This is a genomic window from Kitasatospora sp. NPDC097691 (assembly GCF_040302665.1).
In the GTDB taxonomy this organism is placed as follows: Bacteria; Actinomycetota; Actinomycetes; order Streptomycetales; family Streptomycetaceae; genus Kitasatospora.
The window spans coordinates 13739-35432 of sequence record NZ_JBEORY010000067.1; the positions used below are offsets into that span (position 1 = coordinate 13739).

The window sequence follows — 21694 nt, forward strand, 5'->3', positions numbered from 1 at the left end:
GCGGTTCCGGGTTCGAGTCCCGGGCGTGCCGTGCGCGAGTGCGGCCGCTAGCTCAATCGGGTAGAGCACAAGGCATACCAACCTCCGCCGACGTCGGCCGTCCTCGCGACGGCCGGCATGATCTCGGGCACCCCGGCCGCAGCATGCCTCCCTCCCACTGACACCGACAGGCCGAGGGGGGCTGTCCCATGTCCAGATTCAACATCCGCAGGGCGAAGGCGAGTCCGAGCTCGCCGGTGGCCACGACCGGGCGGCTCACCCGCAACCACAACGGCGGCACCGGCCACGTCCGGGACGCCAAGTCCGAGCTGTTCCTGCTCGCGGTGGCCAACATGGTCGGCAAGGACACCTACTACGAGCGCGGCGGCGACCGCGACGACCGCTACACCGCGCTGGTGCGCGAACTCGCCGTCTCCGATCCCGAGTGGACCGTCGGGCTGCTGCGCTGGCTGCGCTACGGCGCCCACATGCGCACCGCCGCCCTGGTCGGCGCCGCCGAGTTCACCCGCGCCCGGCTCGACGCGGGCGCCCACGGGCACTCCCGACAGGCGGTCGCGGCGGTGCTGCGGCGCGCCGACGAGCCCGGCGAGCTGCTCGCGTACTGGACGTCGCGCTACGGCCGGGCGCTGCCCAAGCCGCTCAAGCGCGGCGTCGCGGACGCCGTCCGGCGCCTGTACGACGCCCGCTCGCTGCTCAAGTACGACACCGCGGGCAAGGGCTACCGCTTCGGCGACGTGATCGAGCTGACCCACCCCTCGCCGGACCCGGACAAGCCCTGGCAGGGCGCCCTGTTCGCGTACGCGCTGGACCGCCAGCACCGGCCGGACGAGGCCGTCCCGCCCGCGTCCGACCCGCTGCTGACCGCCAACCGCGAGCTGCTCGCACTGCCCGTCGAGGAGCGCCGGGCGGCGGTGACCGCCGAGGACGGCGCCGAGCGGCTGGCCGCCGCCGGGCTGACCTGGGAGGCGCTGGCCGGCTGGCTGCAGGGGCCGCTGGACGCGCCGGTCTGGGAGGCGGTCATCCCGTCGATGGGGCCGATGGCGTTGGTGCGGAACCTGCGCAACTTCGACCAGGCGGGGGTGTCGGACGCGGTCGCGGCCGACGTGGCCCGGCGGATCTCCGACAAGGGCGAGGTGCGGCGCTCGCGCCAGTTCCCGTTCCGCTACCTGTCCGCGCACCGGCACGCGCCCTCGCTGCGCTGGGGGCACGCGCTGGACACCGCGCTCGGCCACTCGCTGTCCAACGTGCCGGAGCTGCCCGGCCGGACGCTGATCCTGGTGGACCGCTCGGGCTCGATGTTCGACCGCTCCGGCGGCCCGACCGAGCTCAACCGGGCGGACTCGGCGGCGATCTTCGGCACCGCGTTGAAGGTCCGTGCCGCCAAGGCCGACCTGGTCGAGTTCGGCACCACCAGCCGGGTGATCCAGGTCGGCCGGGGCGAGGCGGTGCTGCGGGTGCTGGATCGTTTCTCCAGCCTCGGCGGCACCAACACCGCCGACGCCGTGCGCGCCCACTACCGCGGCCACGACCGGGTGGTGATCGTCACCGACGAGCAGACCGGCCCGAACCACTGGGGCGGCGACCCCCTCGCCGCCGTCCCCGCCCACGTCCCCGTCTACACCTGGAACCTGGCCGGCTACGCGCCGGCCCACGGCCCCAGCGGCGGCGCCCACCGCCACACCTTCGGCGGCCTGAGCGACGCGGCCTTCCGCCTCATCCCACTCCTGGAGGCCGGGGCGAACGCCCACTGGCCCTGGGAGGAGTGAGGGGGACCGGCGGCCGACCGCGGCCGTCGGGCCGGGACCAGCGCCGGAGGGAAGCCGTCCGTGGCCGTCCGTGGACGGCGCCGGGGGAGGCACTGCTGCTGCGGCGCCGGCCCGGGCGGGCGAGCGAGCGGGCGAGCGGCCGGGAAGGGATCCACGGGGGTGGTTCCTTCCCGGCCGCTCGCCGTTCCCGCGCGGGCCGTTCGCACTCTCGACCCGGCCCGGCCGCCGTGGCAGCATCGGCGGCGGTGGGGGCGGCCGGGCGAGGCGAGGAGCCTGTGGTGGCGGACGAGATCGATGTGCTGGTGGTGGGCGGCGGGATCGTCGGGTTGGGCACGGCGTACGCGCTGACCAGGGCACGGCCGGGGCTGCGGGTCGCGGTGCTGGAGAAGGAGGCCGGCTTCGCGGCGCACCAGACCGGACGCAACAGCGGGGTGATCCACAGCGGCGTCTACTACCGACCCGGTTCGTACAAGGCCCGGTTCGCCGTCGAGGGTGCCGCCGAGCTGGTGGCGTTCTGCCGCGAGCAGGGCATCCCGTACGAGGTGACCGGCAAGCTGATCGTGGCCACCGGCGCCGCCGAGCTGCCCCGGCTGGCGGCCCTGGCGGAACGCGGGCGGGCCAACGGCATCCCGGTCGCCGAACTGGACCGGGCCGGGATCGCCCGGTACGAGCCGGAGGTGTCCGGGCTCGCCGGGCTGCACGTCGGCACCACCGGCATCTGCGACTTCCCCGCCGTCGCCACGGCTTACGCCCGGCTGGCCCGGGAGGCCGGGGCCGAACTGCGGCCCGGCAGCGAGGTCCGGACGGTGGCGCGGCGCCGGGACGGGGTGACGGTGGGCACCGCCACCGGCGAGCTGCGGTGCCGGGTACTGGTGAACTGCGCCGGACTGCACAGCGACCGGATCGCCCGGATGGCCGGGGACGAGACCGGCGTGCGGATCGTGCCGTTCCGCGGCGAGTACTACGAACTGGCCGAGCACCGGCGGGACTTGGTGCGCGGCCTGGTCTACCCGGTGCCCGACCCGGCCTTCCCCTTCCTCGGCGTGCACCTCACCCGGGGCATCCACGGGGACGTCCACGTCGGCCCGAACGCGGTGCCCGCGCTTGCCCGCGAGGGGTACGACTGGCGCACCGTCCGCCCCCGCGACCTGGCCGGGACGCTGGCCTTCCCCGGCACCTGGCGGATCGCCCGCCGGCACTGGCGGTACGAGCTGGGCGAGCTGCACCGCTCGCTGTCCAAGCGGGCGTTCACCACGGCCGTCCGGCGGCTGCTGCCCGCCGTCTCCGCCGAGGACCTGGTGCCGGCCACCGCCGGGGTGCGGGCCCAGGCGGTGGCCAGGGACGGCTCGCTGCTGGACGACTTCGCCTTCGCCGGCTTCGACCCGCAGGACCCGCGCTCCCCGCGCCGCGCGGTGCACGTGCTGAACGCGCCCTCCCCCGCCGCGACGGCCTCGCTGCCGATCGGCCGGGAGGTGGCCCGCCGGGCCCTGGCCGCGCTGGAAGCGGGCGGATGAGCCCCGTCACACACCCCGCCGGGCGCCGAGCGCGGCCCCGTAGACTCGGGGGATTGTGACTGCCACCGCCCCGATCCCCCAGCCCTCGCCGTCCGCCCGGCTCTCCGCCGCGCCGGCCGGCTACCCCGCCCCGATGTACCCGCACAAGGCCACCGAGGAGCAGCACCGGGAGCGGCGCATCCGCAGTTTCCAGCCGCGCCGGGGCCGGATGACCAACGCCCAGGCGGGCGCACTGGACCGCGGCTGGGAGACGTACGGCATCCCGATCGACGGAACCCCGCTCGACCTGCGGGAGCTGTTCGGCGAGCTGCCGGTGACGCTGGAGATCGGCTTCGGCATGGGCGAGACCACCGCCGCGATGGCCGCCGCCGACCCGGCCACGGGCATCCTCGCCGCCGACGTGCACACTCCGGGCCACGGCAACCTGCTCGGGCTGCTGGAGCGCGACGGCTCGGGGAACGTCCGGCTGGCCGCCGGCGACGCGGTGATCCTGCTGCGCGACATGCTCCCGGACGCCTCGCTGGCCGGCCTGCGGGTCTTCTTCGCCGACCCGTGGCCCAAGCCCAAGCACCACAAGCGCCGGCTGGTCCAGGACTCCTTCCTCGACCTGGTGCTGCCCCGCCTCGCCCCCGGCGCCCTGGTGCACTGCGCCACCGACTGGGAGCCGTACGCGGAGCAGATGCTGGCGGTGCTGTCCGCCTCTCCGGAGCTGGAGAACCTGCACCCGGAGGGTGACGGGACCGGCTGGCTGGAGCCCGCGGACCACCCGGACGGCAGCATCCCCGGCTACGCACCGCGACCGCAGTGGCGGCCGGTCACCAAGTTCGAACGGGCCGGGATCGCCAAGGGCCACGTGGTCCACGACCTGCTGTTCCGCCGGCGCTGACCCACCGGCGGCCGTTCGAACGGCGGCAGCGAGGCGTCCGTACGGACGTGCCCCGAACGGACGTTTCGTCCCGAGTCCTCCCGAGCGGCGGCCGCCGTGGCCTACCCTGTGCCGCATGGGCAGCCCGTCCGGCGGCGGGTCCCGGCCGACCGCCCGGACGACGGTCCGGACGGCTGTTCAGGTCGCCGCCGACGCACCGGAGACGGTCCCGAGCACCGGCGACACCCGGACGATCCCGGGGCCCCGGAGGCGCCGGGGCCGACGGCTGCTGCCCCGGCCGGGCGGCTCGTCACCGCCTACCGCGAGCGCCCCTGCCACCGCTTCCGCCGCCCCCGGCGCGCCCGGGGGGACACCGGGCCGCAGCCGCTCGATGGCACTCTCCTCGGTCACCGCGACCGCCGTCCTGACCCTGGTCGGCTGCGGAGTGCTGATCCTGCACCTGGTCCAGCGGCAGACCGGCACCGTCGGACTGCTGGTCGGCCTGGGGCTGGCGATGGTGCCGCTGCCCTTCGTGCTGGGCGGCCTGGCCTGGCTCAACCTCACCGCCCGGGTGCCGCTGCGGCACACCGTGTTCTGCCTCGCCTGGGGCGCCTGCGCGGCCACCACCGTCGCCATCCTCGCCAACAACTGGACGGCCAGCTATCTGACCAGGCACCAGGGCCCGCTCGGCGAGCTGCTCGGTGCCGGGATCGCCACCCCGGTGATCGAGGAGAGCGCCAAGGCCACCGCCCTGCTGGTGCTGCTGCTGCCGCTCGGCCGCCGGCTGCGCTGCCGGGGCCGCCGCACCGGGCGCCCCTGCGCGCCGCTGCTGCACCGGTCGCCCGCGCCCCGGCGCCCCCGCCCGTACCCGCGCCGCGAGGTCGGGCCGCACGCCCGGGACCGGCTGCGACTGCGCCCCTACCTGCGGCCGCTGCCCTACCTCCGCCCGGCCCCGCCGTCCGGCGGCACGCCGCACCGCCGCTCCCGGCCCCGCACCCTGGCCGCCGGGGTGGTGCTCGGCGGGATGACCGCCTGCGGCTTCGCATTCACCGAGAACGCCCTCTACCTGGGACGGGCCTTCACCAGCGACCAGCGGCAGCGGCTGGACAGCATAGGCCTCGGCGATCCGCCCAGCCTGCGCGACTTCGACAGCACCGTGCAGACCTTCGTGCTGCGCGCCCTGCTCTCGCCCTTCGCCCACCCGCTGTTCACCGCGCTCACCGGGATCGGCCTGGCCGTCGCCCTGACCACCGGGCGGCGCCGGCTCGCCCGGCTGGCCGCGCCGGCCGGGCTGCTGCTGGCGATGGTGCTGCACGGCACCTGGAACGCCGCCGCCGACCTCGGCACGCACGGCTTCCTGGTGGTGTACGCGGCGCTGATGGTGCCCTGCTTCGTCGCGCTGGTCTGCTTCGCGGCCTGGGCGAGGGCCCGCTCGGCCCGGCACCGGCCACGGGGCGGGCGGCGGCCCGCCCCGCACCCGGCCGGCGGCGGCGGCTGAGGCCCGCGCCACAGGTGACGGGGCCCGCGGAACGGGTGGTCGGGGGACCGCGGCGGGGGTGCTTGAAGAACCGATTTCCCATCTCGGCGACTTCCACGTATTGTTGTGTTCACCGACGCGGGGTGGAGCAGCTCGGTAGCTCGCTGGGCTCATAACCCAGAGGTCGCAGGTTCAAATCCTGTCCCCGCTACTCAGTAGCACGAAAGGCCCGGAGGACTCGTCCTCCGGGCCTTTCGCGTTCCCGGGCACACGGAGAGCACGGTCCTGCCACGAACCTGTAACGGCGACGGATAAGAAGATCCGCTGTCGGGCGCCTGACCCATACTGAGGAAAAATTCATCCAGTCGGGGGCGGCCCGGGGCCTCCCCCGGGACAAGGAAGCACCAATGCTCTCGAAGCGCCTGGTCAGCACCGCCGCGATCTGCCTCGTCCTGGCAGCGGGCACCGCCGCGTGCGGCGACAACAAGGGCGACAGCAAGGGTGGCGGCGACTCCAAGGCGGCCGCCTCGCAGAAGCTCGACACCGACAAGCTCAGCGCGCAGGACATCGAGAAGCAGGCCAAGGACGCACTGGCCGGCGCCACCGCCCTCAAGATCAGCGGCAACATGGTCGACGAGGACGGGAAGATGGAGATGAACCTCTCCCTGGACAACAAGAGCCAGTGCACCGGCACCATGTCGGTGCCCGGCATGGGCAAGTTCGAGATCATCAGCGACGGCAAGACCTCGTACATCAAGCCGGACACCGCTTTCTGGACCAGCCTCGGCGGCCCGAACGGCGCCCAGGCCGCCGAGCTGTTCAAGGGCCGTTACCTGACCGGCCTCGACAGCGACCCGGAGATGAAGTCCCTCTCCGGCGTCTGCAACCTGGCCGACTTCAGCAAGAAGATCACCGAGGACGACGGCACGGACAACAAGGTCGAGAAGGGCTCCGCCGGCAACGTCAACGGCGTGAAGACCTTCAGCCTCAAGTCCACCGACTCCAAGGGCGGGGTGTCGACCATCCACGTCGCCACCGAGGGCAAGCCGTACCCGGTCCGGATCGAGCACACCGGCGGCAAGGACGGCAGCGGCCAGATCGACTTCTCCGACTTCGACAAGCCGCTGACCATCCAGGCCCCGTCGGCCGACAACGTCATCGACTTCAGCAAGTTCAAGAGCCAGTTCAAGACCGCCTGAGCAACGGCCCGGATAAATCCGTTGCCCTCCTGACAGTGGCCTGCCTATGGTGGCGACACACTGAAAGGAGGTGATCCTGAGTTGAGTACGACCAGGATGCGTGAGGTGGCTGCTCGCTAGAGCCGCCCCTGCCTGCGCAGGGTGAGGCCCATGGCCTCCGGCAGGCGAAATCCATAGCAGTCACCCGGCCCGCAGGCTCACCGGTACATCCCCGGTGCCTCGGCGCCAGGCCAGTGCACGGGCCGGCGTCGAAGGAGCAGCCTGCGGGCCGTCTGCGTTTTCGGGGCCGTCGGTTTTTCGGGGGCCGTCGGTTTTTTCGAGGGCCCCGTGTCGTAGCCGGGGCGTGCCCGAGGCGTTTCCGTGGTGGGGCCACGGCGCTAGAGTCGGCGCGGGGTTCCGGAGCGGAGCGGCACGGGCACAGGGGGTAGGCGATGGCGAGGGCGCGGCGACTGGGCGGCAGGTCCGCGGTGCGGACGGCGCAGTGGGGTGCCGCCGGCGTACTGGCCGGGACAGGACTGATCGGACTGCTACTGTTCGCGCTCGGCCGGGAGCAGACCTGGCAGACGCTCGGCGGCGGCCTGGTGGTGACCGGGGCCTCGGCGGTGCTCGGCGGCGCGCTGGGCTTCCTGTTCGGGGTGCCCCGGGTGCGCGGCGGCGGCGCGGACCAGCCGCAGGGCTCGTACGCGCCGAACACCAATCTGGAGCAGGTCTCGGACTGGCTGACCAAGGTGCTGCTGGGCGTCGGACTGACCCAGCTCGGCTCGCTCGGCGAGCGGCTGCACGAACTCGGGTCGGCGCTGGCACCCGTGCTCGGCGGGGGCGCCGCCGCCGAGCCGTTCGCGGCGGCGCTGGTGCTCTACTTCCTGGTCCTCGGCTTCCTCGCCGGCTGGCTGGTGACCAGGCTCGCGCTGCCACAGGTGCTGAACGACGCCGACCGGGCGCTGGACCTCTTCCTCGCCGGGCAGGACCGCGACCGGCACGGCGACAAGGTGGGCGCGGACGACCTGCGGGTCCGCGCGATGCAGCAGCTCGGACTGCTGGGCGGCAGCGCGGAGCACCCCGCCGCGCTGGCCGGGCAGCTGCCGCCCGCCTCGGGCTCGCCGGCCGGGCCGGAGGGCGTGGTGGCCGAGGTCCGTTCGACCGCGCGGCGTTCGGCACTGACCGCCGACCAGGTACGCGACCTCTTCACGGACGGCTCCGAGGGGCGGCGGATCCAGGCGCTCGCGCTGATGCAGGGCGACCCCGCTCTGGCGGACCTGACGAGCGTGCTGGACGCGATCGAGCACCCGCGCTCGGGCTTCGAGCAGTACCACGCGCTGCTGGCCGCCCGGGGCCTGCTCTCCCGACTGCCGGCCGCCGAGGCGCAGCGGCTGCGGGACGCGGTGGCGGCGCAGCTGGTCGACCCGCGGGGCATTCCGTACGGGTCGGACCGCAGTTGGCTGGCGGAGAAGATCCTCTCCCGGCTGCAGATGACGGCCTTCGTTCCGACGCAGCCGGCGGCGGCGGGGTCGGCGCAGTCGGTCGGGTCGGCGCAGTCGGTGAAGTCGACCGGGCCGACTGCGGCCGCGGCGGCGGCCTCCCCGGACTCCCCGGCCTCGCCCGCCTCCCCGGCTTCCTCCGCCTCTCCCGCAGCGTCGGTCTCGGACGCTGCGGGCGAGTCCTAGACGGTGAAACGCAGTTCGGGCTGTTCCCACGGGGTCTTGGGCTGCGGCGGCCGGGTGCCGGTGCGCTCGGCGCCCATCCGGAGGTAGAAGCGCTCGGCGGGCGGGTGCGACACGACCTTGACCGAGGCGATCCCGGCGGCCCGGGCGCGGTCCAACATGTCCTCGATCAACTGCCGCCCGACGCCGCGCCCCTGGGATTCGTCGGCGACGAACATCAGGTCCAGCTCGGCCGGTTCGCGGATCAGCGCGTAGAAGCCGAGCAGGCGATCGTCGGTGCTGTCCACGGCCATCCGCACCTCGTGCCGCGCGAGGTAGTCGGGCGTCACCTCGTAGCCGTCGATCATGGCGAAGTACTCGCCGCGGTAGGCGTCGGAGGCCCGGATCAGCCCGGTGAGCCGGTCGGCGTCGGCCGCTTCGGCACGCCGGATCGTCGTGTCGGTCATGCGGCCAGTATAGGGGCGCAGGGCGCTAGTGATCATTACATGCTAGGCGGCCGCCGCCCGGCGGCGACGGTCGGCGGCACGCAGCACCAGGACGCGGAGGGTGCGGCCGTCCTCGGCCAGGGGGACCCGGTGGACCTCGCTGGCGATGCGGCGCTCGCCGAGTGCGTACCGCAGGGGGTCGAGGTGGCCGCAGCGGCGGCCGCGACCGTCGCACAGCGGCTGGACGCGGACCTCGCCGTCAGGGGAGGTGACCCGGACCAGCTCGGTCAGGGCCGCCAACTGGTGCTCGGGGCCGAAGAGTTCGGGGTAGGCGAAGAGCAGGTAGCCGCTCAGGGTGAGAGCGAAGGTGCCGTCCGCGAAGGGCAGCCGGGGCAGTTCGGCGGCCACGTACCGTTGCGGGTGCGCGGCCGAGTCGGCGGCGAACAGCCGACGGGCGCGGTCCCAGCTGCGCAGGTAGCGCTCGGGTCGGTGGGGGCGGGGCGCGGGGTAGAGGTACGGACGGTCGGCCATCGCGGTGGCCATCGCCTCCCGGGCGGCCCGGGCGCGGTCCGCGACCACCGGCAGCGGCAGCGCGTACGCCGGGTCGACGGCGATCACCCGGCAGCCCAGCTCGCACGCCTCGGCGGCCAGGCCGGCCGCGCCGCCGGGGCAGTCCAGCAGCGGCCCCGGCAGGGCGGCGAGCCGGGCCCGGGTGAGGTCGAACAGGGCGCAGTACTCGTCCAGCGGACGGGAGGTGACCAGGACGTCCGGCGGGCCGGAGGGACCCTGTTCGAGGGGGAACCCTTCGGCGGGGAAGCGTTCGGGGGGAAAGCCTTCGGCGGGGAAACGTTCGGAGGGAAAGCCTTCGGCGGCCACGCGGCCATCCGAACACGCGGCGGCCCCGCCCGCACCCGGAGGGCGGACGGGGCCGGAGGGGGCCGGAGGGGCCGGAGGGGCCGGAGGGGCCGGAGGGGCCGGAGGGGCCGGAGGGGCCGGAGGGGCCGGACCGAACCGGACCGAACCGGACCGGCCCGGACCGGTCGGTACCGGCTCAGCGGCCGAGCAGGCCCTGGACGGCGGCCCGGTTGACGTTGGTCAGGCCGCGGACCAGCTGCGCGGTGAGGAACACCAGCACCACCCCGACCAGCGAGACCGCGGCGATCTGCCACACCCCCTCGATGTAGTAGACGTGCCGCACGTGGTGGCTGTCCGTGTAGTCGAACACCTGGTACCCGCGCCAGTCGGTGTAGGTCGGGAAGACCCAGTGGTAGACGGGGTAGAGCGCCATCGCCCAGCCGACCAGCAGGAACACCAGCGTCATGGTGAAGCTGAAGATCGCCCAGGGGAACATCACCACCTGGTGCAGCGCGGCCTTCCAGCCCGCCGGGTCCGCCAGCCGCGCGGTGATCGCACCCCAGGTGCCCGGCCGGACCTGGCGCACCGGCTTCGGGCCGGGGACGTCCAGGGCCAGCATGCCGCGCACCCGGGCCCGCTCCAGCCGGCCGAACCCCCGGCCGGCGACGGCCAGGCCGGCCAGTACGGGCAGGCCGAGGGCCGTGACGAAGGTGCCGAGGCCGAGGCAGAACAGCGTGATCGTGACGGTGAACCCGGCGATCGCCACCGGCAGGCCGGTGAGCACGTACCCGATCTCGCGGTAGTAGTGCGCGGAGAACGGCGCCGCCAGGAAGGCCGGCGGCTGTTCCGTCCGGTTGGCCCGGTCGGGGCGCGGGTCGGCGCCGTAACCGCCCAGGATGTCCGACTCGTGGTCCAGTGTGCTTCGGCTGCTGCTCATGTACCGGCCCCCGGCCCCTCGTTGTGACGGTCGTTCGCGTTCCCTGACGTCGTCCAGTCTGGTCGAACGGGGGGTCGCGGGGGCATCCGGAGGCCTGGCGGATCGGGGGTGGGGTTAACCCCCCTCCCCTCCGGGCCACTGGTCGAACGGCTACCGGCTACCGGCCGGGCCCGACCACTCGACGGCGAGCAGCACGTAGAGGTCCGAGTCGGACCGGTCGCCGGCCTGGAGCCGGTCCTGCCGCGCCCGCCCCTCCGGCCGGAACCCGAGCCTGGTGAGCACCTTGGCGGAGGCCGTGTTGTCCGCCTCGACCCGGGCCTCCAACCGGCGCAGGCCCAGGACGCGGAAGCCGAAGTCGCAGAGCAGGGCAGTGACCTCGCCCCCGTAGCCGCCGCCCTGGAACTCGCGGCCGAGGACGCAGCCGAGGTGGGCGTCGCGGTGCTCCCCGAGGGTGAGCGAGGCCTGGCCGATCGGGGTCGCGTCCTGCGGGTCCTCGGCGTCGGCCAGCCTGGTGACGGCGAGCCGGTAGGTGTCCCGCTGCTCGGCCATCGCCTCGTCCAGGTAGAGCTCGATCTGGTCGGCGCAGGTCTCGCGGTCGTGCGGCTCGAACGGCAGGTGCCGGGTGACCTCCGGGTCGCCGAACAGCGCGTGCAACGCGTCCACGTCGCCCTCGGTGTGGTGGTACTCGCGGATGGCCAGCCGGGGGCCGGTGAGTCGAACGGGGACCATGGCTGCCGACCCTACCCGCCCCCGGCGGCTACCGTTCGGACTATGAACGACGAAGACCTGCGGCTCGCCCCGCGCACCAGGGCCGCCGACCTGCTCGCCTGGGCGGCCGAGCAGGGCCGCACGCCGGTGGCCGAGGGGCCGCTGCACGCGGTGCTGGCGCTGCTGGAGCTGGGCGAGAGCAGGATGCACGACGGCTGGCCCGAACTGACCTCCGACGCGGTGGAGCACCTGCTGTACGAGCGCCTCCACCTGTACGTCCAACCCGAACCCGAGGAGGACCCGCTCGCGTACGGCGAGGCGGTCCGGCTGCTGATCGACCACCAGCGGGCGGCCCGGCGGCTCAACGCCAAGCGTCAGGAGCGGCTGCACGCGGAGGCCGAGTGGCAGGGCGAGGTCGCGGCCGGGCTGCTGCGCCGCGCCGACCTGGTGACCTGGCCCCGGCTGTACGCGCTGCTGCTGCACGCGCACGGGGTGGACGTCGCGGACGGGTCGGCGGTGCGGGACTGGCTGACCGGCTTCGGCGGGCTCGCGGAGGAGGAGCGGCTGGCCGCGTACGAGGCCCTGGTGCCGGCCGGCTGGCTGGACGAGCCGGACGAGCAGGGCTGGGGACCGGGCCGGGTGCTGTCCGTCGGCATGGCCACGGACGGCGCCCGGCGGCTGCTGGAGCAGGGCCTGATGCGGCGCAGCTACCGCAACCTGGCCGAGCTGACCGCGCTCGGGCGGCCGATGCCGGACGAACTGACCGGGGACTTCGGGCACTTCGAGGACGCGGCGGTCGATGCGGCGCTCGACCTGTTCGGGGAGTGGACGGTGCCCGGGCTGCCGCGGCTGCTGGTGGCGGAGTTCCCGGAGCTGGCGCCGGAGCCGGGCCAGGAGGAGATCGACGCCTACCTGACGCAGCTGCCCGCCGAGGAGTAGGCGCCCGCGGAAACCGAGAGCCCCCGGCCGCGTGCGACCGGGGGCTCTCGGGTGTCCGTCACGGGCTCCCGGGTGTCCGTCACGGGCTCTCAGGTGTCCGTCACGGGCTCCCGGGTGTCCGTTACGGGTTGAGGCCGTGCTGCTGGAGCCAGGGCTCCGGGTCGACCGGGGCGCCGCCGCCGGGGCGGACCTCCAGGTGCAGGTGCGGGCCGGTGACGTTGCCGGTCGCGCCGACCTTGCCGATCTGCTGGCCGGAGGTGACCGTGCCGGAGCCCTTGATGATCGAGGAGAGGTGGCAGTACCAGATCTCGGTGCCGTCGGGCAGGGTCTCGACGATCCGGTAGCCGTACGAGCCGGACCAGCCGGCCGAGGTGATGGTGCCCTGGCCGAGCGCGTAGACCGGGGTGCCGGTGTCGGCGGCGAAGTCCAGGCCGGTGTGCAGGTTGGCCCAGTAGCGGGCGCTCTGGCCGTAGTGGGCGGAGAGCCGGTAGTCCTTCACCGGGAGGGTGAGGGCGGCGGCCCGCTTGGCCTCCGCCTCGTCGGCGGCGCGCTTGGCCTCGGCTTCCTTGGCGGCGGCCTTGGCCTCGGCCTCCTGCGCGGCCTGCAGCCGGGCGGTCTCCTCGGCGGCGGTGCGCTGGCCGTCGGCCTGCTGCTGGATGCGGGCGGCGAGCGCGAGGCCGGGGTCGGCGGAGAGGGCGACCGGCGTCTCGTCCGGGGCCTCGATGGCGGGCGCGGCGGCCGGGGTGGCCGAGGCGAAGCCGGTGGCGCCAAGGGTGGCGGCGACGGCGGTGACGCCGAGCAGCGGGGAGGCGCCGCGGGCCTGACGCGGCATCCGGTGCCGGTTGGTCTCGGCCTCCGGGCCGAAGGCCTCGGGACCGTCCGCACCGGGGTGGTCGAGGAGCTGGGTACCGGCTGCGGGGCCGGCCGGGTGTGCCGGAGTGTGCGTCGACGCCACGGAGGCGCGCTCCTTTCCTTCCTTCGCGCCTACCGGGTTAGCTGACGGGTTCGGAGCAGGAAGGTCTCCTACGGCCGGGCCGGGGCCCCGCCGATTCACCCCAAGGAACGTGGTTCCCCGGCTCCCTGACCTGCCCGGAGGCCGGCCGGCGGGATTAGGCGACGGCGCACGGTGCCGTCTGGGTACGGCGTTGACGACCGCGCTGCGTTATCAAACGTTAATCCTAGGACGCTCTGATTCCAAGCCATCCGTCCGGGACGGCCGTGGAGCGGGTGATCGGACGTCAACGAACGACCCTTCGACACGAGCACCCCATCTGAGTACTCCTACTCATGTGCGGCCCGACCGGGCGGCCGCATCCTGACGCCATGAGCGCACCGATGCAGAACCGCACGACGGCCGCCTACTACATCCAGGCCATCCTCTCCTTCGCCCTCTCGGGCACGACCCTCGCCGTCGGGATCGCCTACCTGCCGGTCGGCGGGTGGACTCGGGCGTTCCTCGGGATCGGCCTCCTCTACACCGTCAGCTCCGCGTTCACCCTGGCGAAGGTGATCCGGGACCGGCAGGAGACGAACGAGATCGTCAGCCGGGTCGACCAGGCCCGGCTGGAGAAGCTGCTCAGCGAGCACGATCCGTTCAAGGTCGAGGGGGTCTGAGGCACACCCCCTCCTCTCCCCTCGTCCCCGCCCCTCCGGTCGAGCCCTTGACGGCTAAGGCTATTAGCCTTAGCTTTATGGCTATCGGCAGTACCGCCGATGCCCGCAGCGGCGGACCGAGGAGGCCCACCATGAACGCCACCATCACCCCGGACACCCAGTACCTGACCCTCCCCGGCGGGCGGATCGCCTTCGACGACACCCGGCAGGGCGACCGCACCCCCGTCGTCCTGCTCCCGGGCATGCTCGACAGCCGCGCCGCGTACCGGCACCTCCGCCCGCTGCTCGTCGCCGCCGGCCACCGGGTCGTCACCATGGACCTGCGCGGCTTCGGCGAGTCCTCCATCACCTGGGACGACTACAGCCCCGCCGCCATCGCCGACGACGTCCTCGCCCTGCTCGACCACCTCGGCATCGAGCGCGCCGTCCTCGCCGGGAACTCCTACACCGGCGCGACGGTCGTCAAGGCCGCCGGGGACGCGCCGGAGCGGGTCGCCGGGATCGTCCTGATCGACGCCTTCGTCGAGAACCCGCAGCCCGGCGCCCTGATGCGCGGCGTCCTCGGCCTGATGGGCGCCGCGCTCGTCCACTGGCCCGCCTTCTGGGGCTTCTACCTGCGCCGGATGGCCTTCCCCGGCGCCAAGCCCGCCGACTTCGACGCCTACGTGAACGGGCTGGTCGCCGCGCTGCGCACCCCGGGCCGCAAGACCGCCACCCGCGGCTACGTCACCGGGGACGCCTCGCCGGTCGGCTGGACGGCCGCCGTGCGGTGCCCGGCGCTGGTGGTCATGGGCAGCAAGGACCCCGACTTCCCCAAGCCGGAGCTCGTCGCCGACCGGCAGGTCGCGGCACTCGGCGCGCGGAAGGCGATGATCGAAGGGTCCGGGCACTACCCGATGGCCGACAACCCGCATGCCACCGCAGACGCCCTGCTGCCCTTCCTCGCCGAACTCGCCTGACGCCGCCCGACCGCCGCCGGACCACCGCCCGACCACCGCCCGACTTCCGTACGGAGAGACCCGAGACCATGCCCCGCATAGGACTGACCCCCGACCAGGTCGTCGACCACGCCATCGCCCTCCTGGACGAACAGGGCACCGAAGCCCTCACCCTGGCCGCGGTCGCCGCCCGGGCCGGCGTCGCCACCCCCTCGCTGTACAAGCACGTCAGCGGCGGCCTGGCCGAACTGCGGCGGCTGATCGCGGTCCGGGTCACCGGCGAACTGGCCGACCGCCTCGCGGACGCCGCGGTCGGCCGCAGCGGGGACGACGCCGTCGCCGCCGTCCTGCGCGCCTACCACGCGTACGCCACCGAACACCCGCACCGCTACAACGCCCTCCCCCAGGCCCCCCAGGCCGACGACGACCTCGCCGGGGCGGCCGCGCGACTCGTCGGCGTGATCATCGCCGTCCTGCGGGAGTACGGACTCGACGGCTCCGAGGCGATCCACGCCGCCCGCACCGTCCGCTCCGTCGCCCATGGCTTCGCCTCCCTCACCACCGCCGGCGCCTTCCGCCTCGCCGAGGACCTCACCATCACCCAGGACCGCCTCATCGCCACCCTCACCACCGGTCTCCGCAGCTGGCCCGCCTGACAGGCCGCCCACGAGCCCGGCCGACCGACGAACACGAGAAGTCGGACCGGCCGAGCCCTCGTGCCGCCCCGGCGGGGGCGGAGGAGAAGGGGACGGAGAAGGGGAGAAGGGCGCGCGCGGGAAGTCGGACCGGCCGACTTCTGATGTCTGCCGGCCGGGGCGGGAACGGCGAAAGCAGCGCCGGGATGAGACCGACAGCAGCAGCTGGTGCGGCGGCTCTGTCACCCTGGGCCGTCCGGTGCGACCGGGCCCCGAGGATCCGCTTCCGTGACACCGTGCACACCGGCCCCACACATCCCGGGACGGGAATCGGCCACGGGGCGGGACGGGGATGTGTGGCGGTCGACCCGACGAAACCGGGCCGGGGGCTTGCCGGGCAGGGCGGTCGCGGACGAACGAGTCCGGATTGCGGGCGGATTGACTTGATTTTGACGAGATCCGGTCACTTGGCGAGATCCGTTCACACCTTCGTAGGATCATCACCCTAGAATTCGCGGCGTGACGATGACTCAGTGGTCAGTAACGGCAGCCGGCGTGCTCGCCGTCCTCGCCCTCGTGGCCGCCGCGCGCTACCACGCCGTGTCCGTCACCCAGCGCGGCCGCGCCGACCGGCTGCAGCACGAACTCGCCCGGCTCCAGGAGCAGCTCGCCGCCGAACTCTCCCGCCGGGGCGCGGAACTGGCCGCCGTCCAGCACGAGCAGGAGCTCACCGCCTCCACCCAGCGGGCCTTCCTCAGCGTGGCCCGCCGGATCCTGGTGATGGCCCACGACCAGCAGGCGCTGCTGGACGAGATGGAACGCACCCACGACGACCCGGCGCTGCTGGAGGGCCTGCTCAAGGCCGACCACGCGGCCGCCCAACAGGCCCGGCTGGCCCAGACCCTGGCCGTGCTGTGCGGCGCCCGGGCCGGACGGCACTGGCCCGAGCCGGTCACCCTGGAGGACGTCGTCCGCGGCGCCCAGTCGCGCATCCTGCCCTTCCAGCGGGTGGTGGTCCGCAGCCGGATCGAGACCGCGGTGGTCGGCGCCGCGGCCGAGGCGCTGATCCACGCGATCGCCGAGCTGCTGGACAACGCCACCCGCTACTCCCCGCCCAGCACCCAGGTGTTCGTCACCCTGATGCCGGTGCACAACGGCGCCGTCATCGAGATCGACGACGGCGGCGTCGGCATGCCCGAGCAGGCCGTCGCCAAGGCCGCCGCCGCCCTCGCCGGCGGCAGCACCCTGGAGGTCTCCCGCCTCGGCGAGGTCCCGCAGCTGGGACTGGCCGCGGTCGGCCGGCTCGCCGAGCAGTACGGCTTCCGGGTCACCCTCAGCTCGGCACCCTCCCCGTACGGCGGTGTCCGCGTGGTCGTCCTGCTGCCGAACGCGCTGCTCACCGAGCCGCTGCCGCCCACCGTCCCCGGCTTCGGGCCGGGCGACCCGGCGTTCAGCCCCGACCCCGGGCCGGCCTCCCCCGCCGGCCACCCCTTGCTGGAGACCCCGCCACCCGGCCGGACCCCCGCCAGCGGCGACACCCCACCGCCGCTGCCCCGCCGGAGCCACCGGCGCGACCGCGCCAACCGCCCCGCCCAGCACGCCGCTCCCCCGCCGCCCGCCCCGCCGTACCGCTCGGCCCGGGACGCGCAGACGTTCATGGCGATGTTCCAGGCCGGGACCGCCAGCGGCCGATCGGCCGCCCGGGCCCAGGCCCAGAACGCACCCGGCCCCTCCTGACCACTCCCGCCCCGCTCCCCCGACTCCCCCCGACTTCCCCAGCGCTCCGGAGAACTCCATGACCACCACCCCTGATCTCGGTTGGCTGCTCGCCGACATCATCAACGTCCCGCAGGTCCAGCACGCCGTCGTCGTCTCCAACGACGGCCTGGAGATCGGCCGCAGCGCGGGCATCGCGCGCGAGGACGCCGAACGGCTCGCGGCCGCCTGCTCCGGCCTGCAGTCGCTGGCCCGCGGCGTCGCGACGGGCTTCGGCGGACCGGGCAGCGCCACCCGCCAGATCATCATCGAGTACGGCGGCGGCTACCTCTTCATCGTCGCCGCCGGGGCCGGAGCGCACCTGGCCGTGGTGACCAGCGAGGCGGTGGACGCCGGCCTGGTCGCCTACCAGATGCAGGTGCTCGTCGAGCGGATCGGAACCCACCTCACCAGCCCGCCGCGAGTCGATCACGCGGCGGGGGGCCACCGGTGAGCGGGCCGGTCCGGCCGTACGTCATCACCGGTGGCCGCAGCCGCTCCACCCGCCCCGAGCTGGCCCTGGAGAGCCTGGTCAGCGCGTTACCGGAGCCCCCGGACCTGCCCGACCACGTGCTGCTGAACCGGGAGCACCGGCGCATCCTCGGGCTCTGCCACAGTCTGCTGTCCATCGCCGAGGTGGCGGCCCACCTGGGGCTGCCGCTCGGCGTCGTCAAGGTGCTGGTCGGGGACCTGTGGGACCTCGGCGCCGTGCAGGTGCTCCCACCCGTCCCGCAGGCCGAACGCCTGCCCGCAACCCTCCTGGAAGAGGTGCTCGTTGGCCTCCGCCAACTCCGCTGAAGCCGCCCCCGAGGCCGCCGGGTCCGCCGGCGGGCCGCAGTACCTGCCCTCCTCGGTGCAGGGCGCGGTCAAGATCCTGGTCACCGGCCCGTTCGGGGTCGGCAAGACCACCCTGGTCGGCTCGCTGAGCGAGATCACCCCGCTGCGCACCGAGGAGACCATGACCGCCGCCAGCAGCGGCGTCGACGACCTCACCGGGCGTGCCACCAAGACGACCACCACGGTCGCGCTGGACTTCGGCCGGATCACGCTCAACCCGCGGCTCGCGCTGTACCTGTTCGGTACCCCCGGGCAGCAGCGGTTCTGGCCGCTCTGGGACGACCTGTCGCGCGGCGCGCTCGGCGCCATCGCCATGGTCGACCTGCGCCGGCCGGACGAGAGCTTCGACGTCCTCGGCCGGCTGGAGGAGCAGCGCATCCCGTTCGCGGTGGCGGTCAACACCTTCCCGGACACGCCGAGTTACCCGGAGGAGGAGCTGCGCACCGCACTGGACCTGCTGCCGGACGTACCGATCCTGTTCTGCGACGCGCGCGACCGGCGGCAGTCCTACGACCTGCTGATCGACTTCGTCGACCACCTGCACCGCAACTCGATCCTGGAGCTGCAGGGATGAACGCTTCCGAACCCGGCGCCGCGGCCGCCCACGGCTGCCCCGTCGCGCACGGCGCCGGCCTGCCCGGCGGCCTGCCGGTGGGCGTGCCGCTGACCCCGCTGTACGGCCCGGCCGTCGCCGAGGACCCGCACGGCCTGTACGCCCGGCTGCGCGAGCACTACGGCCCGGTCGCACCGATCGAGCTGGAGCCCGGGGTCGAGGCCTGGCTCGTCCTCGGCTACGCCGAACTGCTCGAACTCACGCGCAACGAGGCGCTGTTCTCCAAGGACTCGCGCCGCTGGCGGGTGCCCGCCGAGGGCCGGCTGGCCGCCGACTCCCGGCTGCTGACGATGACCTCCTGGCGCCCGACGCTGCTCAACCTGGACGGCGCCGAGCACCAGCGGCTGCGCTCCGCCGTCTCGGACACCCTCGCCCAGATCGACCACCACCAGCTGCGCGGCACCACCGAGGCCGCTGCCAACGGCCTGATCGACAGCTGGGGGCCGGACGGCACCGCCGACCTGATCGCCCAGTACGCGCGGCGGCTGCCACTGCTGGTCTTCACCCAGCTGATCGGCCTGCCGGCCGAGGCCGGGCCCCGACTGGTCGAACTGATCAGCCACTTCGTGGACAGCAGCGCCGAGTCCCAGCGGGCCGGCGCCGAGTTCCAGTCGATCCTGGTCGACCTGGTCCGGCGCCGCCGGGCCGCGCCCAGCGCCGACCTCACCTCCTGGCTGCTCGCCCACCCGGCCGGGCTGACCGACGAGGAGGCGGTGCACCACCTGGTGGTGCTGATGGTCGCGGGCAACGAGACCTCGATCAACTGGACCGGCAACACGCTGCGGCTGCTGCTCACCGACCGGCGCTTCCGGGCCACCCTCACCGGTGGCCGGCTCACCGTGTCCGACGCGCTGGAGGAGGTGCTCTGGCGCGACCCGCCGACGCAGAACTTCCCCGGCCGCTGGGCCACCGGCGACACCGTGCTCGGCGGCCAGTACATCAGCGCCGGCGACATGCTGGTCCTCGGCCTGGCCGCGGCCAACGCCGACCCGGCCGCCCAGGGCGTCTCCGCCGCCGCCCAGGGCTCGCTCGGCGGCAACCGGGCGCACCTCGCCTGGGGCGCGGGCCGGCACGTCTGCCCGGCCCAGCACCCCGCCCGGATCATCGTCGAGACCGCCGTCGAGACCCTGCTGCACCGCCTGCCCGACCTCCAACTCGCCGTCCCGCCCGGCGAGCTGGCCTGGCGCCCGTCCCCGTGGTCGCGGGCCCTGACCGCCCTGCCGGTGCTGTACAGCGCCTTCACCCCGCCCCGCCCGCCAGCCCCCGAGAGGCCCGCATGGACACCGCCGTCGATCCCGCAGGAGCCCGCCCCGAGCCCGTCCGACTCGACCCCTTCGGAGGCGACCAGCACGGAGAGAACGCCCGACTCCGCGCGGCCGGCCCCGCGGTCCTGGTGGAGCTCCCTGGCGGGGTGGTGGTCTGGGCGATAACCCACCACGACACCCTCCAGACGCTGCTCGCCGACCCGCGCGTCGGCAAGAACGCCCGGCTGTGGACGACCTTCCGGGAGGGGCGGCTCCCGGAAGGCTGGCCGCTGGCCAACTTCATCTCGGTGCCCGGCATGGTCACCGCCGACGGGGACGACCACCGGCGGCTGCGCGGACTGGTCTCCCAGGCGTTCACCCCGCGCCGGATAGCCGCCCTGGCACCCGCGATCGAGGCCAGGACCGTCGCGCTGCTCGACGAGGTCGCGAAGCTGGACGGCGAGTTCGACCTTCGCGAGCACTTCGCCTACCCGCTGCCGATGCAGGTGATCGGCGAGCTGCTCGGCCTCGCGCTGGAGCAGCAGGACGAGTTGCACGCGCTGTCCGACACCCTGGTCTCCAGCTCGGCCACCCCGGCGGCCGCCGTCGCCGCGCAACGGGACCTGAACGCGCTGCTGGCCTCGGTGGTCGCGGCCAAGCGGGCCGAGCCCGGCGACGACCTGACCACCGACCTGATCGCCGCCCGCGAGGCCGGCGACCAGCTGAGCGAGGCCGAACTCGTCGGCACCCTGCTGCTGATGCTGGTCGCCGGGCACGAGACCACGCTCAACCTGATCACCAACGCCGTCCGCGCCCTGCTCGCCCACCCGGACCAGCTGCAGCTCGTCCTGGACGGCGAGCAGCCGTGGTCGGCGGTGGTCGAGGAGACGCTGCGCTACGACTCGCCGGTCGGGCAGTTCCCGCTGCGCTACGCGATCGAGGACATCGAGGTCGGCGACGTGGTCATCCGGCGCGGCGAGGCGCTGCTGGCCTCGTACGCGGCGGCCGGGCGGGACGCCGGGCACCACCCCGACGCCGACCGCTTCGACGTCACCCGGCAGCCCGCCCGGCACCTGTCGCTCGGCCACGGCCCGCACTTCTGCCTCGGCTCCGGGCTCGCCCGGCTGGAGGCCGAGACGGCGCTGCGGCACCTGTTCGGGCGCTTCCCCGGGCTGGCCCTGGCGGAGGGCCGGACGAACGAGCCGATCGCGTCGTTCATCAGCAACAGCGTGCGAACCCTGTGGGTGACCGTCCGGCCCGCCCGGTGACCTGAGGGCGGCCCGGTCGTTCGGCAGTGCATGACGAACCACGGCACCAAGAACGACGGCACGCACCGCACGCACGGCCCGAGGAGCCACGGTATGAAGAAGCTCGCCACCCTGGCCGCCCTCACCATGGCGGGCCTGGCCGTCGCCGCCCCGGTGGCCTCCGCCACCACCCAGACCGCCGCCTCGCCGGACGCCACCGGGGGCCTGACCGACGGCCTCAACCTCTCCCCCGCCGACCTCGCCCTGCAGACCGCGGGCAAGCTCCCGGTGGTCGGGCACGCCGCCAACGAGGTGGAGGCCGTCGGCACCAACCAGATGAGCCACCCGGGGCTCAGCGGGCAGATCGGCTGACGGGCGACCGCGCCCTCGGCCGACCGGCCGGTGCCGCCCGGGCGGGCGGTCCTGCGAAGGCGGCCGGCCGTCCCCCGAACGGTCGGCCGCCCC

General features: G+C 74.2%; 22 protein-coding genes, 1 tRNA gene and 1 riboswitch. Of the genes, 18 read left to right on the forward strand and 5 right to left on the reverse strand.

What is annotated here, in order from left to right; genetic code table 11:
- Positions 1 to 188 precede the first annotated feature (188 nt).
- The 7 genes from ABTY56_RS32790 to ABTY56_RS32820 all read left to right on the forward strand — a co-directional run bounded on the left by ABTY56_RS32790 (position 189) and on the right by ABTY56_RS32820 (position 8485).
- Complete coding sequence (locus tag ABTY56_RS32790) at positions 189 to 1766, forward strand: TROVE domain-containing protein (RefSeq protein ID WP_350633015.1); 1578 nt, start codon at positions 189 to 191, stop codon at positions 1764 to 1766.
- A gap of 275 nt (positions 1767 to 2041) precedes the next feature.
- Positions 2042 to 3280, forward strand: coding sequence for an L-2-hydroxyglutarate dehydrogenase (gene lhgD, locus ABTY56_RS32795; RefSeq protein WP_502893234.1), 1239 nt, complete (start codon positions 2042 to 2044; stop codon positions 3278 to 3280).
- Between the two features lie 55 nt (positions 3281 to 3335).
- Positions 3336 to 4166, forward strand: coding sequence for a tRNA (guanosine(46)-N7)-methyltransferase TrmB (gene trmB, locus ABTY56_RS32800; RefSeq protein ID WP_350633017.1), 831 nt, complete (start codon positions 3336 to 3338; stop codon positions 4164 to 4166).
- 370 nt (positions 4167 to 4536) lie between these two features.
- Positions 4537 to 5643, forward strand: coding sequence for a PrsW family intramembrane metalloprotease (locus ABTY56_RS32805; protein ID WP_350633018.1), 1107 nt, complete (start codon positions 4537 to 4539; stop codon positions 5641 to 5643).
- Positions 5644 to 5759: 116 nt separating this feature from the next.
- Positions 5760 to 5833 (forward strand) — tRNA-Met (locus ABTY56_RS32810).
- A gap of 196 nt (positions 5834 to 6029) precedes the next feature.
- Positions 6030 to 6821 (forward strand): hypothetical protein, encoded by a 792-nt coding sequence (locus tag ABTY56_RS32815; protein WP_350633019.1) that lies wholly within the window; start codon positions 6030 to 6032, stop codon positions 6819 to 6821.
- Between the two features lie 431 nt (positions 6822 to 7252).
- The gene (locus ABTY56_RS32820; RefSeq protein WP_350633020.1) at positions 7253 to 8485 is read left to right on the forward strand and encodes a hypothetical protein; all 1233 of its coding nucleotides are present in this window, start codon (positions 7253 to 7255) and stop codon (positions 8483 to 8485) included.
- Here the strand turns inward: ABTY56_RS32820 and ABTY56_RS32825 are convergent.
- From ABTY56_RS32825 to ABTY56_RS32840, 4 genes are all read right to left on the reverse strand, one after another.
- Positions 8482 to 8928: a GNAT family N-acetyltransferase gene (locus ABTY56_RS32825; protein ID WP_350633021.1), complete on the reverse strand. Its 447-nt coding sequence runs from the start codon at positions 8926 to 8928 to the stop codon at positions 8482 to 8484. The two genes, ABTY56_RS32820 and ABTY56_RS32825, sit on opposite strands and share 4 nt — an antisense overlap.
- Before the next feature lie 42 nt (positions 8929 to 8970).
- Positions 8971 to 9783, reverse strand: coding sequence for a class I SAM-dependent methyltransferase (locus tag ABTY56_RS32830; protein WP_350633023.1), 813 nt, complete (start codon positions 9781 to 9783; stop codon positions 8971 to 8973).
- Positions 9784 to 9958: 175 nt separating this feature from the next.
- Positions 9959 to 10699, reverse strand: a complete 741-nt coding sequence (locus ABTY56_RS32835) for a sensor domain-containing protein (RefSeq protein WP_350633024.1) — start codon at positions 10697 to 10699, stop codon at positions 9959 to 9961.
- 150 nt (positions 10700 to 10849) lie between these two features.
- On the reverse strand, positions 10850 to 11428 hold the full coding sequence (locus ABTY56_RS32840; protein ID WP_350633025.1) for a GNAT family N-acetyltransferase: 579 nt from the start codon (positions 11426 to 11428) through the stop codon (positions 10850 to 10852).
- 42 nt (positions 11429 to 11470) lie between these two features.
- Here ABTY56_RS32840 and ABTY56_RS32845 point away from each other — a divergent pair, with 42 nt between their 5' ends.
- The gene (locus ABTY56_RS32845; protein ID WP_350633026.1) at positions 11471 to 12346 is read left to right on the forward strand and encodes a hypothetical protein; all 876 of its coding nucleotides are present in this window, start codon (positions 11471 to 11473) and stop codon (positions 12344 to 12346) included.
- Between the two features lie 121 nt (positions 12347 to 12467).
- On the opposite strand, the gene ABTY56_RS32850 is transcribed toward ABTY56_RS32845, so the two are convergent.
- Positions 12468 to 13301 (reverse strand): M23 family metallopeptidase, encoded by an 834-nt coding sequence (locus ABTY56_RS32850; RefSeq protein WP_350633027.1) that lies wholly within the window; start codon positions 13299 to 13301, stop codon positions 12468 to 12470.
- A gap of 12 nt (positions 13302 to 13313) precedes the next feature.
- Positions 13314 to 13472: riboswitch (cyclic di-AMP (ydaO/yuaA leader) on the reverse strand.
- 197 nt (positions 13473 to 13669) lie between these two features.
- On the opposite strand from ABTY56_RS32850, the gene ABTY56_RS32855 reads away from it, so the two are divergent.
- From ABTY56_RS32855 to ABTY56_RS32900, 10 genes are all read left to right on the forward strand, one after another.
- Positions 13670 to 13960: a YiaA/YiaB family inner membrane protein gene (locus ABTY56_RS32855; RefSeq protein WP_350633028.1), complete on the forward strand. Its 291-nt coding sequence runs from the start codon at positions 13670 to 13672 to the stop codon at positions 13958 to 13960.
- A 131-nt stretch (positions 13961 to 14091) separates the two neighbouring features.
- A complete protein-coding gene (locus tag ABTY56_RS32860; RefSeq protein ID WP_350633029.1) occupies positions 14092 to 14919 on the forward strand; it encodes an alpha/beta fold hydrolase in 828 nt (275 codons plus the stop codon).
- A 68-nt stretch (positions 14920 to 14987) separates the two neighbouring features.
- Positions 14988 to 15554 carry a TetR/AcrR family transcriptional regulator gene (locus tag ABTY56_RS32865; protein ID WP_350633030.1) on the forward strand — a complete coding sequence of 189 codons (567 nt, stop codon included), beginning with the start codon at positions 14988 to 14990 and terminating at the stop codon, positions 15552 to 15554.
- Between the two features lie 504 nt (positions 15555 to 16058).
- The gene (locus tag ABTY56_RS32870) at positions 16059 to 17270 is read left to right on the forward strand and encodes an ATP-binding protein (RefSeq protein WP_350633049.1); all 1212 of its coding nucleotides are present in this window, start codon (positions 16059 to 16061) and stop codon (positions 17268 to 17270) included.
- Between the two features lie 58 nt (positions 17271 to 17328).
- Positions 17329 to 17742: a roadblock/LC7 domain-containing protein gene (locus ABTY56_RS32875; protein ID WP_350633031.1), complete on the forward strand. Its 414-nt coding sequence runs from the start codon at positions 17329 to 17331 to the stop codon at positions 17740 to 17742.
- Positions 17739 to 18086 (forward strand): DUF742 domain-containing protein, encoded by a 348-nt coding sequence (locus tag ABTY56_RS32880; RefSeq protein WP_350633032.1) that lies wholly within the window; start codon positions 17739 to 17741, stop codon positions 18084 to 18086. The genes ABTY56_RS32875 and ABTY56_RS32880 overlap by 4 nt, the downstream gene beginning before the upstream one ends.
- A gap of 43 nt (positions 18087 to 18129) precedes the next feature.
- Positions 18130 to 18699 carry a GTP-binding protein gene (locus ABTY56_RS32885; protein WP_502893236.1) on the forward strand — a complete coding sequence of 190 codons (570 nt, stop codon included), beginning with the start codon at positions 18130 to 18132 and terminating at the stop codon, positions 18697 to 18699.
- Positions 18696 to 20168, forward strand: coding sequence for a cytochrome P450 (locus ABTY56_RS32890; protein ID WP_350633034.1), 1473 nt, complete (start codon positions 18696 to 18698; stop codon positions 20166 to 20168). Before ABTY56_RS32885 ends, ABTY56_RS32890 begins: the two co-directional genes overlap by 4 nt.
- Entirely contained in the window at positions 20153 to 21250 is a 1098-nt protein-coding gene (locus ABTY56_RS32895; protein ID WP_350633035.1) for a cytochrome P450 family protein, read from the forward strand. Before ABTY56_RS32890 ends, ABTY56_RS32895 begins: the two co-directional genes overlap by 16 nt.
- A 93-nt stretch (positions 21251 to 21343) precedes the next feature.
- Positions 21344 to 21601 (forward strand): hypothetical protein, encoded by a 258-nt coding sequence (locus tag ABTY56_RS32900; RefSeq protein WP_350633036.1) that lies wholly within the window; start codon positions 21344 to 21346, stop codon positions 21599 to 21601.
- The last annotated feature ends 93 nt before the right edge of the window (positions 21602 to 21694 follow it).

What these genes read in the sequence shown, in the direction of transcription:
- ABTY56_RS32805 (WP_350633018.1), top strand. Translation starts at nt 4,537, where the DNA reads ATGGCACTCTCCTCGGTCACCGCGACCGCCGTCCTGACCCTGGTCGGC.
- ABTY56_RS32825 (WP_350633021.1), bottom strand. Translation starts at nt 8,928, where the DNA reads ATGACCGACACGACGATCCGGCGTGCCGAAGCGGCCGACGCCGACCGG.
- ABTY56_RS32900 (WP_350633036.1), top strand. Translation starts at nt 21,344, where the DNA reads ATGAAGAAGCTCGCCACCCTGGCCGCCCTCACCATGGCGGGCCTGGCC.
- ABTY56_RS32820 (WP_350633020.1), top strand. Translation starts at nt 7,253, where the DNA reads ATGGCGAGGGCGCGGCGACTGGGCGGCAGGTCCGCGGTGCGGACGGCG.
- ABTY56_RS32860 (WP_350633029.1), top strand. Translation starts at nt 14,092, where the DNA reads ATGAACGCCACCATCACCCCGGACACCCAGTACCTGACCCTCCCCGGC.
- ABTY56_RS32890 (WP_350633034.1), top strand. Translation starts at nt 18,696, where the DNA reads ATGAACGCTTCCGAACCCGGCGCCGCGGCCGCCCACGGCTGCCCCGTC.
- ABTY56_RS32875 (WP_350633031.1), top strand. Translation starts at nt 17,329, where the DNA reads ATGACCACCACCCCTGATCTCGGTTGGCTGCTCGCCGACATCATCAAC.
- ABTY56_RS32840 (WP_350633025.1), bottom strand. Translation starts at nt 11,428, where the DNA reads ATGGTCCCCGTTCGACTCACCGGCCCCCGGCTGGCCATCCGCGAGTAC.
- ABTY56_RS32865 (WP_350633030.1), top strand. Translation starts at nt 14,988, where the DNA reads ATGCCCCGCATAGGACTGACCCCCGACCAGGTCGTCGACCACGCCATC.
- ABTY56_RS32845 (WP_350633026.1), top strand. Translation starts at nt 11,471, where the DNA reads ATGAACGACGAAGACCTGCGGCTCGCCCCGCGCACCAGGGCCGCCGAC.
- ABTY56_RS32835 (WP_350633024.1), bottom strand. Translation starts at nt 10,699, where the DNA reads ATGAGCAGCAGCCGAAGCACACTGGACCACGAGTCGGACATCCTGGGC.
- ABTY56_RS32815 (WP_350633019.1), top strand. Translation starts at nt 6,030, where the DNA reads ATGCTCTCGAAGCGCCTGGTCAGCACCGCCGCGATCTGCCTCGTCCTG.
- ABTY56_RS32855 (WP_350633028.1), top strand. Translation starts at nt 13,670, where the DNA reads ATGAGCGCACCGATGCAGAACCGCACGACGGCCGCCTACTACATCCAG.
- ABTY56_RS32870 (WP_350633049.1), top strand. Translation starts at nt 16,059, where the DNA reads ATGACTCAGTGGTCAGTAACGGCAGCCGGCGTGCTCGCCGTCCTCGCC.
- ABTY56_RS32790 (WP_350633015.1), top strand. Translation starts at nt 189, where the DNA reads ATGTCCAGATTCAACATCCGCAGGGCGAAGGCGAGTCCGAGCTCGCCG.